The sequence below is a fragment of the Tardiphaga sp. 172_B4_N1_3 genome, from assembly GCF_052076035.1.
In the GTDB taxonomy this organism is placed as follows: Bacteria; Pseudomonadota; Alphaproteobacteria; order Rhizobiales; family Xanthobacteraceae; genus Tardiphaga; species Tardiphaga robiniae.
Genome location: NZ_CP197238.1, coordinates 6,052,397 through 6,064,466, shown reverse-complemented (window position 1 = coordinate 6,064,466; position 12,070 = coordinate 6,052,397). Strand labels below are relative to the sequence as shown.

Here is a 12,070-nt window from a genome sequence, read left to right as displayed (position 1 = left end):
GGTTGCCTGTCACTGCACGCATGGAGCAACGGCCATGATCGATATCAACAGGTTCCGGCCCGCGATCGTCTACACGATCTATATCGCCGCCACGCCCGAAAAAGTGTGGCAGGCGCTGACCTCCGCGGAGTTCAGCCGGCAGTATTTCTCCGGCTTCGCGGTCGAGCTCGAACAGAAGATCGGCGGCGCGTTCAAGGTGCTCGCGCCGGATGGATCGCTGCATGTTTCGGGCGAGGTGATAGAACACGATCCGCCGCGCAAACTGACGATCACATGGGACGTGAACTGGCCCGGACTTGTCGAAGCGCTCGGCTCGACACTCGTCACCTATGATCTCGCGCCATCAGGCGAGACGGTGAAGCTGACCATGACGCAGGCGCATGACCGCGAACTCAGCGACGACATACTGTCCGGCGGACGCGCAGGCTGGCCGGCGATCCTGTCGAGCCTGAAGAGTTTGCTGGAAACGGGCGAGGTCCCCGCAATCCAGATGGAGCCGCCGCTGAAGTTGCTGGCAGCGCTGAAGGAGATGGGGATCAAGGTGCCTGGGATGTGAGCGGCAAGGCGATGGCCGTGCGCTCCCTCTCCCCGCATTTGCGGGGAGAGGGGTGGGGTGAGGGGCTGGGGTACGTCGCCCTCACGAAGCTTCACTCTCGGGTCGGTGAGATTCGAGAGTGGCGTGGTTGGTACGAACTGTGTGCCCTGCCCCTCACCCGCCGCGAAGACGCGGCGACCTCTCCCCGCGAAGGGCGGGGAGAGGTTAAGAGCTACCCCAGCGCCCGCAATTCCCGCCTGAGCACCTTGCCCGTCGCCGTCATCGGCAGCGACTCCGCGAACTGCACATGGCGCGGATATTCATGCGCCGCGAGTTGCGATTTGACGAAATCCTGCAGCTCGCGCGCCAGCTTGTCACTCGGTTCAAAGCCCGGACGCAGCACGATCCACGCTTTCACTGCCTCGGTGCGGATCGGGTCGGGAATGCCGACCACCGCCGACAGTGCGACCGCGGGATGCTTCAGCAGCGTGTGCTCGATCTCCGACGGGCCGATGCGATAGCCGGCTGATGTGATCACGTCGTCCTCGCGTGACACATACCAGAAGTAACCATCATCATCCTGGATGCCCAGATCGCCGGTCAGCAGAAATTCGCCGGCGAATTTCTTCGCGGTGCCTTCGGGGTTCTGCCAATAGCCGAGCATGGTGCAGGGATTGGGCTGTCTGATACCAACAATGCCGCGCTCGCCGCGCGGCAGTTCTTCGCCCTGCTCATTGACGATACGCACATCGAAGCCCGGCGTCGGCTTACCCATGGAGCCCGGCCGGATCGAAAACAGATCGGCATTGTTGCCAACCACGAGATTGCATTCGGTCTGGCCGTAGATCTCATGCGCGTCGATGCCGAATGTATTGCGCACCCAGTCGAGCAATTCCGAACCGAGCGACTCGCCGCCGGTGAGCATGCTGCGCAGCTTCACGCCATCATGTTTGACGTTTGCCTGCCGCATCAGCTTCAGCGCCGTCGGCGGCAGGAACACATTGCGTATCTTGTGGTCGGCCATCAGCTGCATCGCGGCGTCAGGTTCGAATTTCCTGGCGCGATAGCCGACGATCGGCACGCCGTGATACCAGGCAGGAAACAATGCATCGAACAGCCCGCCGATCCACGCCCAGTCGGCCGGCGTCCAGTAGACGTCGCCGGGCTTGGGGAAGAAACCGTGCACCATCTCCACATTGGGCAGATGGCCAAGCAGCACGCGATGCGCATGCAGCGCGCCCTTGGGATTTCCCGTCGTGCCCGAGGTGTAGATGATGATCGCGGGATCGTCGCAGGACGTATCGACCGTGGTGAAGTCTTCGGACGCCGCCTCGATCGCCGACCAGAACGGTTTGGCGCCGGCATGCGGCGCACTGTCCGTGACATAGATATCTTGTAAATGAGGCAGCCGCTCGCGGATTTTCGACAACTTGTCCCAGCCCCCCGCGTCGGTGACGATGGCCTTGGCTCCGGAATTGGCAAGGCGGAATTCCAGCGCGTCCTCGCCGAACAGCGTGAACAGCGGCACCGACACCAGCCCGGACCGGAACGCCGCGAGATGCGCCACCGGCAATTCCACCGATTGGGACAAAAACACCGCAATGCGGTCGCCGCGCTGCAGGCCGTCCGCCTTCAGCACATTGGCGAAGCTGCGCGAGAAAGCCTGCATCTCGTCGAAGGAGAAACGATGCGTGCCGCGGTCCTCGTCTACATAGATCAGCGCCAGCCGCCCGCTACCGTCGGCATGACGGTCGCAGGCCACCGTCGCGATATTGAATCGCTCCGGCACGTCCCAGCGGAAATTGCGGGCGAGCGTCTCATAATCCGTGGTTTCGACCAGCATCGGCACTCCCTGCCCTCATGGAGAGGAGCGCGCTCTTGCGCGCGTCTCGAACCATGATTGTTTTGCACATCCTTCGAGACGCGGTCGAAGAGACCGCTCCTCAGGATGAGGGATCGCTTGTGGATCCATTATGAAGTTCAAGGCAAAAGAACTCTAAACGATAGCCGCCGTCCGCCAAAGTGCCTTGAAATTCCCGGCCCGGCATGGTCTCAAGCACCCTATTCGGAACCCGGCGCTATCGGCGCCTTCGCAAGCTCAATCCGGCAGAAATTCCCCATGGCACGCAGGTTTTCGGCCGCCTACCAGTCGGAGCCAGTATCCAGCCTGGCGCTGTGGGCGCGGCGCCTCGCGGTTTTCGCCGCCATTGCCGCCATCACCTCGATCATCATCGTTCGCTTCGGGTTCCTCGAAGTGAAACCGGCGCTGATGACCTTCTTCGGGGCGTTGGGCTTTGCCGGCCTGTCGATCCTGGTGGCCCTCGCCGGCTTTGCCGCGATCTGGCAGAACGGCTCGCGCGGCATGAGCGTGATCATGGTGGCGCTGATGCTCGACGTCGTGATCCTGGCGTATCCCGGCTACCTTGCGTACCAGTATCGCAAGCTGCCGAAGATCCACGACATCACCACCGACCCCGTCGACCCGCCGCGCTTCGAGGCGCTGGCGCGGCTGCGGACCGGCAACGGCACCAATTCAGCGGTCTATTCCGGCCTCTACTCCGCGGAGCAGCAGCGCACGGCCTATCCGGATATCGAGCCGGTGGAGCTGGAGGTGCCTGTACAACGCGCCTATGACGTGACGCGCGCCTTGGTCGAAAAGCGCAAGTGGATCGTCATCGACGAGCGTCCGCCGCAGCCCCCGCGCCGCATTGGCCGCATCGAGGCGGTGGCGCGCACCCCTATCATGGGTTTTCGCGAGGACGTCTCGATCCGGTTCACACCCGACGGCGAAGGCTCACGCGTCGATATCCGCTCGTCGTCGCGCTATTTCGAAGGCGACCTCGGCAGCAACGCCGCGCGCATCACCAAGCTGATCGACGACATCAACACCGCTGTCGACAGCGCGCCGGCGCCCAAGAAGGCCGCGACGCCGGCGAAGGCTGCGGCAAAGGGCGCGAAGAAATAGGCCGCTGCCCTCCTCAACGAGAATTCACCCCCGCGCACGTTTCTCCACATTCGCGATCCGCTCTGGCACACCGAACTCCTGCCGGCAGACATCAGCGAGAACCGCGATCCCTTCGCGGATTTCGTCATGCGTGGGGCTGGCAAAGCAGATGCGAATGTGGCTGTGCGCATAGGCCTTGTCGACAGACCACTCCGGGCCGGGATTTATCGACACGCCGGCCTTGAGCGCGGCCTGATAGAGCTTCATCGCATCGACATTGGCGGGCAGTTTCACCCACAGGAAGATGCCGCCTTTGGGTTCGTCGAATTCCGCCGCCGTGCCGAACTGTTCGTTGAGCGCATCCATCAGCGTCTCCAGCTTGGCGCGCAACCCGCGTGTTGCCTTCAGCACATGATTAGCGAAATGCGGCACGCAATATTCGGCGAGGACCATCTGCTCCAGGGCGCCGGAGCCGGCATCGGTCTTCAGCGCCAGCATGCGTGACATGATCTCCCAGGGCGCGACGATGTAGCCGACACGGAGAGCAGGCGCGATCGACTTGGAGAACGAGCCGATATGGATCACGCTGCCGGTCTTATCCATCGCGTGAATCGCCGGCGGACGCTCGCCGTTCCAGATCAGGTCGGCATAGCAATCGTCCTCAAAGATGGGGACGCCATATCTGGCCGACAGCGCCAGCAGCTCACGGCGACGGCTTTCCGGCATGATGGTGGCGGTCGGGTTCTGCACGGTCGGGATCGTATAGATATATTTCGGCCGGATGCCCTTCGCCTTCAGATCTTCCAACGCCGTGGCCAGCGCGTCCATCCGCATGCCGTCGTCATCTAAGGGGATACCGACGATATTGACGCCGAGACGGGTGAGCCGGTTGATGGAGCCTTGATAGCAATCGCGCTCGATGATGACGGTGTCGCCCTTGGCCAGCAGGCTGTGATTGACGAGGTCGAGCGCCTGCAGCGAACCGGAGACGACCAGGATGTCATCAGCCGTACAATCGATGCTTGCGTCGCGCTTCAGCTTGCCGGCGATGAAATCCCGCAGCGGCAGATAGCCCTGCGGACCGCTCGCCAGACCGTAGGTTGCCAGCATGTGTCCCTCGCGCAGCATGACGGCATTGGCGGCGGCAGTCAGACCCTCCACCGGCACCTGGTCCATATCGTTGTTCCCGCCGACGAAGCTGTATTTGGCGAGACCGGTCCATTTTGCCGCAGCCGCGGGCAGGCCCGGAGGCAGCAATGGCGCGTAGTCGAACCGTGCAGTGGTCATGAACGTCGTCTCCCTGAAGCTTTTTATGATGAAGGCTGCCTCGTTGGACCGCCCCCCGCGTGTATCGCGCGCCGAATGCCGGATATTACCCCTTTGCCCTCACGCGGCGCACCATTAGAGTGCCGCCGAAATGTAAGGCTTTTCCGGCAGGGGCATGCACGACTTAATCCGCGATATCACGCTGTGTATCCTGTTTGCGTGGGGCATCGGGCTTATTGCGCATTTCACCCGTCAGCCGTTGATTCTTGCTTATTTGATTGCCGGCTTCATCATTGGGCCATTCGGCATCGGCTGGGTCAAGTCGGACGAATCCATCAGCACGATCTCCGAACTCGGCCTGATCTTCATGCTGTTCATGATCGGTCTCGAGATCGATCTGAAGAAGATCATCCGCGCCGGCAAGGTCATCCTGTTCGCCGCGGGCGGCCAGTTGATCGCAGGCTGCGTGCTCGGCGCCGCCTTCTTCATGGCGCTCGGGCTCAAGCTCGGCGGCGGCGGGTTCGACGCGCTGTATCTCAGCGTCGCCTGTGCGCTCTCCTCCACGGTGGTCATCGTCAAGGTGCTCTACGAGAAGCGCGAGCTCGACACCCTGCCCGGCCGCATCACGCTCGGCATCCTGGTGCTGCAGGACATTTTCGCGATCCTGTTTCTGGCCGTGCAGCCGAGCCTCGCCGATCTGCAGGTCAGCGTTGTCGCGCTGTCGATCGCCCGCGTCGGCGTGCTGGTCGCCACCGCGCTGATCCTGAGCCGCTATGTGCTGCCGGCGCTGTTCCACCAGATCGCGCGGCGGCCGGAGCTGGTGCTGCTGGGTGCGCTGGCCTGGTGCTTCCTGATCGGCGAAATCGCCGAACGGCTGCATCTGTCGCGCGAGATGGGATCGCTGGTGGCCGGCGTATCGCTATCGACCTTCCCCTACGCGCTGGACGTCACTGCCAAGGTGACGACGCTGCGGGATTTCTTCATCACGCTGTTCTTCGTCGCCGTCGGCATGACGATCCCGATCCCGAACGGCGCCACTATCGGCCTTGCACTGATCATCGCCGTGTTCACCGTGATCAGCCGTATGCTCACGACCTTCACGCCGCTGTATCTGATGAAGCAGGGCCTGCGCGCCAGCCTGCTGCCGGCGCTCAATCTGGCGCAGATCAGCGAATTCTCGCTGGTGGTGCTGCAAACGGGAATTGCCGCCGGCCATATCACAACGCAGACCTCCAGCGCGGCGTCCTTTGCCTTCGTGATCCTGGCGGTCCTCTCCACCTTCGCGATGATGCGCAGCGACCAGATCACGCGCCTCTTGATCGGCCCGATGAAGCGCATCGGGCTGCGCGACCTCGATCACGGCCAGGGCCGCGAGGGCGATCATGCCGAGGGCCATGGCGACGCTCGCCGCATCGTCATTCTCGGCTTCTTCCGCACAGCCTCTGCCCTGCTCGCCGAGATCGAGCGCCAGAACACGTCGCTGCTCGACCAGATCAGCGTCGTCGACTTCAATCCGAACGTCTTCCGCACTTTGGTCGGGCGCGGCCAGCACGTGATCTATGGCGACATCAGCAATGTCGACACGCTGGTCCATGCCGGCGTCGGCAAGGCCGAGATCATCATTCTCAGCGTGCCGGACTCGCTCCTGAAGGGCGCGAATAACGAGAAGCTGGTCCGCCATGTCCGCTCGATCAACCCGAACGCCAAGATCATCTCGACGGCGGACGTGCTCGGCGACGTGAGCGATATTTACGCGGCCGGCGCCGACTACGTCACCGTGCCCCGGCTCAGCGACGCCCATGCGCTGTATGAGGTGATCGAGGCCGCCGATCAGGGCCTGCTCGACGCCAAACGCGCCGAAATGGACGCGCAACTGGCGGAGCGAAGGGAAGTGCTGCCCTAACCTCCCCCCGCTTGCGGGGAGAGGTCGCCGCGTCTTCGCGGCGGGTGAGGGGGACTTTCCATCCACTCATCAGTTCGTGGAACGTCCCCCTCATCCGACCCGATCATGCTTCGCAAGCGGGGAGAAGGCAAACTCCCCATTCCGCACTGCGAACCCGCATACCGCCCCCCATTTCCGCGGGTTGCACCGCCCCCCGCTCTGCGCCATATGGACTTCACACAGAGCAAGAGTGCATCCGAGGCGAATTTTATGGCCGACCCGATTTCAGACGTTCTGCAAGCCTTTGCCGCCGGCGAAATGGTCGTGGTGACCGACGATGACGACCGCGAGGGCGAAGGCGACCTCATCGTCGCCGCGTCGTTCTGTACCGCCGAAAAGATGGCCTTCATCATTCGGCACACCTCCGGCATCGTCTGCGCGCCGATCACCACCGAGGATGCGCGCCGGTTGCGGCTCGATCCGATGGTCGTCAACAACGATAGCAACCACACCACCGCCTTTACCGTCTCCATCGACTACAAGCCCGATGGCGGTACCGGTATTTCAGCCGATGAGCGCGCCTCCTGCTGCCGCGCACTGGCCAATCCGAATGCCGGCGCCAATGACTTCGCCCGTCCCGGTCATATCTTCCCGCTGATCGCTAGGGAGGGCGGCGTGCTGATGCGCTCCGGCCATACCGAAGCCGCCGTCGATCTCTGCAAGCTGGCCAATCTCGCGCCCGTCGGCGTCATCAGCGAATTGATGAACGACGATGGTTCGGTGATGAAGGGCCAGCAGGTCGTCGACTTCGCAGCCAAGCACAAGCTCAAGCATGTCACGATCGCTGACATGATCGCCTATCGTCAGGCCCGCGAGAAGCTGATCGAGCGCGTCTCGACCTTCACCACCGACAGTCCGATCGGCCCGCTGCACGGCTATTCCTATCGCTCGCCGTTCGATCCGATCCACCACGTCGCCTTCGTCTATGGCAGCGTCGGCGACGGCAAGAATGTGCTGACGCGCTTCCACAAGCCGAACATCGTCCGCGACGTATTCTTCGGGCCGGCGAAGATGCAGACCGTGCTGGAACGCTTCAAGAAGAACGGCAGCGGCGTGCTGGTCTATCTGCGCGACGGCGCCGCGGGTGTGCCCGTCGAGCCGCTCGATGCGCCGAAGTCGGCGGAAGCCGACCGCAACCGGCAGTGGCGTGAAATCGGCGTCGGCGCGCAGATCCTGCGCGATCTCGGCGTCACCTCGATCCGCCACCTGACCTCGTCGACCCATGACTACAAGGGCCTGTCGGGTTTCGGTATCGAGATCGCCTGCAACGAACAGCTTGAAGGCTAAAGGTCGAAGACCTAAAATGCTGCATTCCACATGGGCCAGAGCCGCTTCCGGCAGCAATGGCCTTTGTGAGACGTAGATGCGCAGGCAAGGAAACCAAAAAGCCTGCGCCAAATCAGCCACGATATGAAAGGGATTTCGATGAGCGTTGCCCCCAAGGGTAAGGACAAGCCTGCTGCGAATTTTCAGTGGGACGATGCATTCCTGCTCGATAGCCAGCTCACCGAAGACGAGCGCATGATCCGCGACACCGCGCGCGCTTACGCCCAGGACAAGCTGCTGCCGCGCGTCAACGACGCTTATCTCAATGAGCATACCGACCGCGAAATCTTCAACGAGATGGGCGAGCTCGGCCTGATCGGCATCACGCTGCCGGAAGACTATGGCTGCGCCAATGCCAGCTATGTCGCGTACGGCCTCGTGGCCCGCGAAATCGAGCGCGTCGACTCGGGCTACCGCTCGATGAACTCGGTGCAGTCGTCGCTGGTGATGTATCCGATCTACGCTTACGGCGACGAGAACCAGCGCAAGAAGTACCTGCCCAAGCTCGCCACCGGCGAGTGGGTCGGCTGCTTCGGCCTGACCGAGCCCGATGCCGGCTCCGATCCCGGCGGCATGAAGACCCGCGCCGAAAAGGTGTCGGACGGCTACAAGCTCTCCGGCTCCAAGATGTGGATCTCGAATGCGCCGATCGCCGACGTGTTCGTGGTCTGGGCGAAGTCCGCCGCGCATGACAACCAGATCCGCGGCTTCATCCTCGAGAAGGGCATGAAGGGTCTCACGGCGCCGAAGATTGGCGGCAAGCTCTCGCTGCGCGCTTCGATCACCGGCGAAATCGTCATGGACGGCGTGATCGTGCCGGAAGAGAATCTGCTGCCCAACGTGTCGGGCCTGAAGGGTCCGTTCGGCTGCCTCAACCGCGCCCGCTACGGCATCTCCTGGGGCGTGCTCGGCGCCGCCGAGGACTGCATGGCCCGCGCCCGCCAGTACACGCTGGACCGCAAGCAGTTCAACCGCCCGCTCGCGGCCACCCAATTGGTGCAGAAGAAGCTTGCCGACATGCTGACCGAAATCTCGCTCGGCCTGCAGGGCTCGCTCCGCGTCGGCCGCCTGATGGACGAAGGCAATTTCCATCCGGACATGATCTCGGTGGTCAAGCGCAACAATTGCGGCAAGTCGCTGGATATCGCCCGCATGGCCCGCGACATGCACGGCGGCAACGGCATCCAGGCCGAATACCATGTGATGCGCCATGCGCAGAACCTGGAGACCGTGAACACCTATGAAGGCACCCACGACGTGCACGCGCTGATCCTCGGCCGCGCCATCACGGGCATCCAGGCCTTCGGTTAAGCCGCTCGCGCTTTAAATCAACCGCTTCGAAATGCCCGGCCTCGCGCCGGGCATTTTTTATTTGGCCATACTTCCGTCATTCCGGGGCGTGGCCGGCTCTTGCCGGACGCGAACCTGGAATCCCGGAGTGTTTGGCTACGGAGACTCCCATGTCGAGATTCCGGGCTCGGTCCCGCCCCGGAATGACAGAGGGTTGACGCCCGCTCTATCATGTATCATCATAAGTTACATGAGACGAGACAACCGCCTCTCGGCCACGCTGCATGCGCTGCTGCACATGGCCGAGCAGAACCGCCCGATGACCTCCGCCGAACTGGCCATGTGCATGACCACCAATGCAGTGGTCGTCCGCCGCACCATGGCGGGACTGCGCGAAGCGGGCCTCGTGCGTTCCGAAAAGGGCCATGGCGGCGGCTGGGAGATCGCGCGCGACCTCGCAACCGTGACGCTGAAGGACATCTATGACGCGCTGGGCAAGCCCAGCCTGATGGCCATGGGTATTCATCTGGAAAGCCCGACCTGCCTCGTCGAGCAGGCCGTCAATCACTCGCTCACATCGGCCTTCGCGGAAGCGGAAGCCGTGCTGATCGGCCGCCTTGCGGATGTCACGCTGGCGCAGCTCGCCGCGGATTTTCACGCGCGGGCGGAGGATCATCGCAGCAAAATTCAGAGCAAGATTTCAAGGAAGACAAAATGAGTTTCGATGCCATTGTCATCGGCGGCAGCTATGCCGGCCTCTCCGCAGCGCTGCAATTGGCGCGTGCGCGCCGCACGGTCCTGGTGATGGATTCCGGCCAGCGCCGTAATCGCTTCGCTGAACACTCGCATGGCTTTCTCGGCCAAGATGGCCGCGCGCCCGGCGCAATCGCAGCAGACGCCCGCGCGCAATTGATGAAATATCCCACTGTCGAATGGGTCGATGCGAAAGCCTCGACGGGTGAAGGCAAAGCTGACAATTTCACGATCAACGCCGAGAGCGGCGCGCGCTATCAAGCCAGGCGTATCATTCTCGCCGCCGGCGTCGTCGATGCACTGCCGGATGTCCCCGGCCTCGCCGAGCGCTGGGGCAAGCACGTGTTTCACTGCCCGTATTGCCACGGCTACGAACTCGACCAGGGCCGTATCGGCGTGCTGGCGTCATCGGAGATGTCGATGCATCACGCCTTGATGCTGCCGGACTGGGGATCGACGACGCTGTTCCTCAATGGCGCGTTCACGCCGGACGCGGACCAGCTCATGCAACTGATGCAGCGCGGTGTCACCGTCGAGCGTGAACCGATCAGACAATTGTCAGGCGCATCCATCGATGTCGAACTCACGGATGGCCGCATCATTCCGCTCGATGGCATGTTCACGCTAACGCGCACCAGTCCGGCGTCGCCGCTCGGCGCACAGCTTGGCTGTGCCCTGGAAGAAGGGCCGATGGGACCGTTCCTGCAGACCGACATGTTCAAGGAAACCACGGTGCCCGGCGTGTTCGCCTGCGGTGACATGGCGCGCGCGACGGGCTCCGTGGCGCTTGCGGTGGGCGATGGCGCGATGGCCGGGGTCGGCGCGCATCGGTCGCTGATGTTCGGGACAGGGCACGCGTAGCTTCCAGATCTGTGCTTCCAGAGTTCGTCATGCCCGGGCTCGTTCCGGGCATCCACGCCTCGACGGCGCATACGGCAGGACGTGGATGGCCGGGACAAGCCCGGCCATGACGGTGTTTAAGCATGCATGGCAGGCGCGTCTCCGCGCTGTTTGATTTCCCTGATCATGTTGCTAGTCATCACAGGCCAAGAACACCCCGGGAAGGACCGACCATGAGCGACAAGGATAACGGCGCCAACGACGACGTTCCGTTCAATCGCGATTATCCGCTCAAGCCCGGCGTCGTCGACCAAGTCCGCCCCGGCGTGCGCCGGGTTCTCTGCAACAACCCCTCGCCTTTCACCTTTACCGGCACCAACAGCTATATCGTCGGCACCGGGAAGGTCGCGATCATCGATCCCGGCCCGGCCAATGATGCGCATCTGCAGGCGCTGCTCGATGCCGTGAAGGGCGAGACCGTGACGCATATTTTCGTCACCCATACCCATAGCGACCATTCGCCGAATACTGCGGCACTCAAGGCCGCCACATCAGCCACGGTCTATGCCGAAGGCCCGCACCGCGCCTCGCGGCCGCGCTTCGAGAGCGAGAAACATTCGCCGGAATCCGGCGCCGACCGCGACTTCAAGCCGGACGTGCTGGTGGCCGATGGCGACCTGATCGAAGGCGACGGCTGGGCGCTGGAAGGCGTGGCGACGCCGGGCCACACCGCCAACCACATGGCCTTCGCCTGGCGCGAGAAGAAGTATCTCTTTGTCGCCGATCACGTCATGGGCTGGTCGACCTCCATCGTGGCGCCGCCCGATGGCTCGATGATCGACTACATGGCCTCATTGGACAAACTCGCGGCGCGCGATGAGGACCTGTATTTCTCCGGCCACGGCCCCGATATTCCCGATGCGCAGCGCTATGTCCGCTTTCTCATTCGCCACCGCCGCGCCCGCGAAGCCTCTATCCTGCATCGCCTTGGCAAGGGCGAAGCGGATATCCCGACCATCGTGCGCGCGATCTATATCGGCCTCGACCCGCGCCTGACGGGTGCCGCCGGCTATTCCGTGCTGGCGCATCTGGAAGATCTCGTCGCCCGCGGCCTGGTGCTGACAGACGGCGATCCGGTCATCGGCGGAAGCTATCGGATGGCTGCTTAACCTCT

The 12,070-nt window shown here is 63.0% G+C and carries 10 protein-coding genes; 8 read left to right on the top strand and 2 right to left on the bottom strand.

What is annotated here, in order from left to right; genetic code table 11:
• Nucleotides 1–34 precede the first annotated feature (34 nt).
• Nucleotides 35–556: an SRPBCC family protein gene (locus AB7783_RS28580; RefSeq protein ID WP_441279491.1), complete on the top strand. Its 522-nt coding sequence runs from the start codon at nt 35–37 to the stop codon at nt 554–556.
• 211 nt (nt 557–767) lie between these two features.
• Here AB7783_RS28580 and AB7783_RS28575 read toward each other — a convergent pair whose 3' ends face one another.
• Complete coding sequence (locus AB7783_RS28575; RefSeq protein ID WP_441279490.1) at nt 768–2,378, bottom strand: acyl-CoA synthetase; 1,611 nt, start codon at nt 2,376–2,378, stop codon at nt 768–770.
• 276 nt (nt 2,379–2,654) lie between these two features.
• Here AB7783_RS28575 and AB7783_RS28570 point away from each other — a divergent pair, with 276 nt between their 5' ends.
• Nucleotides 2,655–3,500: a DUF1499 domain-containing protein gene (locus AB7783_RS28570; RefSeq protein ID WP_441279489.1), complete on the top strand. Its 846-nt coding sequence runs from the start codon at nt 2,655–2,657 to the stop codon at nt 3,498–3,500.
• A 24-nt stretch (nt 3,501–3,524) separates the two neighbouring features.
• Here AB7783_RS28570 and AB7783_RS28565 read toward each other — a convergent pair whose 3' ends face one another.
• Nucleotides 3,525–4,766 (bottom strand): PLP-dependent aminotransferase family protein, encoded by a 1,242-nt coding sequence (locus tag AB7783_RS28565; RefSeq protein ID WP_441279488.1) that lies wholly within the window; start codon nt 4,764–4,766, stop codon nt 3,525–3,527.
• Nucleotides 4,767–4,920: 154 nt separating this feature from the next.
• Between AB7783_RS28565 and AB7783_RS28560 the strand changes: the two genes are divergently transcribed.
• The 6 genes from AB7783_RS28560 (at nt 4,921) to AB7783_RS28535 (ending at nt 12,065) form a co-directional block, all read left to right on the top strand.
• Nucleotides 4,921–6,648 carry a cation:proton antiporter gene (locus tag AB7783_RS28560; protein ID WP_441279487.1) on the top strand — a complete coding sequence of 576 codons (1,728 nt, stop codon included), beginning with the start codon at nt 4,921–4,923 and terminating at the stop codon, nt 6,646–6,648.
• A 249-nt stretch (nt 6,649–6,897) separates the two neighbouring features.
• On the top strand, nt 6,898–7,974 hold the full coding sequence (gene ribB, locus AB7783_RS28555; protein WP_441279486.1) for a 3,4-dihydroxy-2-butanone-4-phosphate synthase: 1,077 nt from the start codon (nt 6,898–6,900) through the stop codon (nt 7,972–7,974).
• A gap of 138 nt (nt 7,975–8,112) precedes the next feature.
• Nucleotides 8,113–9,324 (top strand): acyl-CoA dehydrogenase, encoded by a 1,212-nt coding sequence (locus tag AB7783_RS28550; RefSeq protein WP_441279485.1) that lies wholly within the window; start codon nt 8,113–8,115, stop codon nt 9,322–9,324.
• A 229-nt stretch (nt 9,325–9,553) separates the two neighbouring features.
• Nucleotides 9,554–10,021, top strand: coding sequence for an RrF2 family transcriptional regulator (locus AB7783_RS28545; protein WP_093759472.1), 468 nt, complete (start codon nt 9,554–9,556; stop codon nt 10,019–10,021).
• Nucleotides 10,018–10,917: an NAD(P)/FAD-dependent oxidoreductase gene (locus AB7783_RS28540; protein ID WP_441279484.1), complete on the top strand. Its 900-nt coding sequence runs from the start codon at nt 10,018–10,020 to the stop codon at nt 10,915–10,917. The genes AB7783_RS28545 and AB7783_RS28540 overlap by 4 nt, the downstream gene beginning before the upstream one ends.
• A 212-nt stretch (nt 10,918–11,129) precedes the next feature.
• Nucleotides 11,130–12,065, top strand: coding sequence for an MBL fold metallo-hydrolase (locus AB7783_RS28535; protein ID WP_441279483.1), 936 nt, complete (start codon nt 11,130–11,132; stop codon nt 12,063–12,065).
• Nucleotides 12,066–12,070 lie beyond the last annotated feature (5 nt).

What these genes read in the sequence shown, in the direction of transcription:
- AB7783_RS28580 (WP_441279491.1), top strand. Translation starts at nt 35, where the DNA reads ATGATCGATATCAACAGGTTCCGGCCCGCGATCGTCTACACGATCTAT.
- AB7783_RS28575 (WP_441279490.1), bottom strand. Translation starts at nt 2,378, where the DNA reads ATGCTGGTCGAAACCACGGATTATGAGACGCTCGCCCGCAATTTCCGC.
- AB7783_RS28570 (WP_441279489.1), top strand. Translation starts at nt 2,655, where the DNA reads ATGGCACGCAGGTTTTCGGCCGCCTACCAGTCGGAGCCAGTATCCAGC.
- AB7783_RS28565 (WP_441279488.1), bottom strand. Translation starts at nt 4,766, where the DNA reads ATGACCACTGCACGGTTCGACTACGCGCCATTGCTGCCTCCGGGCCTG.
- AB7783_RS28560 (WP_441279487.1), top strand. Translation starts at nt 4,921, where the DNA reads ATGCACGACTTAATCCGCGATATCACGCTGTGTATCCTGTTTGCGTGG.
- ribB (WP_441279486.1), top strand. Translation starts at nt 6,898, where the DNA reads ATGGCCGACCCGATTTCAGACGTTCTGCAAGCCTTTGCCGCCGGCGAA.
- AB7783_RS28550 (WP_441279485.1), top strand. Translation starts at nt 8,113, where the DNA reads ATGAGCGTTGCCCCCAAGGGTAAGGACAAGCCTGCTGCGAATTTTCAG.
- AB7783_RS28545 (WP_093759472.1), top strand. Translation starts at nt 9,554, where the DNA reads ATGAGACGAGACAACCGCCTCTCGGCCACGCTGCATGCGCTGCTGCAC.
- AB7783_RS28540 (WP_441279484.1), top strand. Translation starts at nt 10,018, where the DNA reads ATGAGTTTCGATGCCATTGTCATCGGCGGCAGCTATGCCGGCCTCTCC.
- AB7783_RS28535 (WP_441279483.1), top strand. Translation starts at nt 11,130, where the DNA reads ATGAGCGACAAGGATAACGGCGCCAACGACGACGTTCCGTTCAATCGC.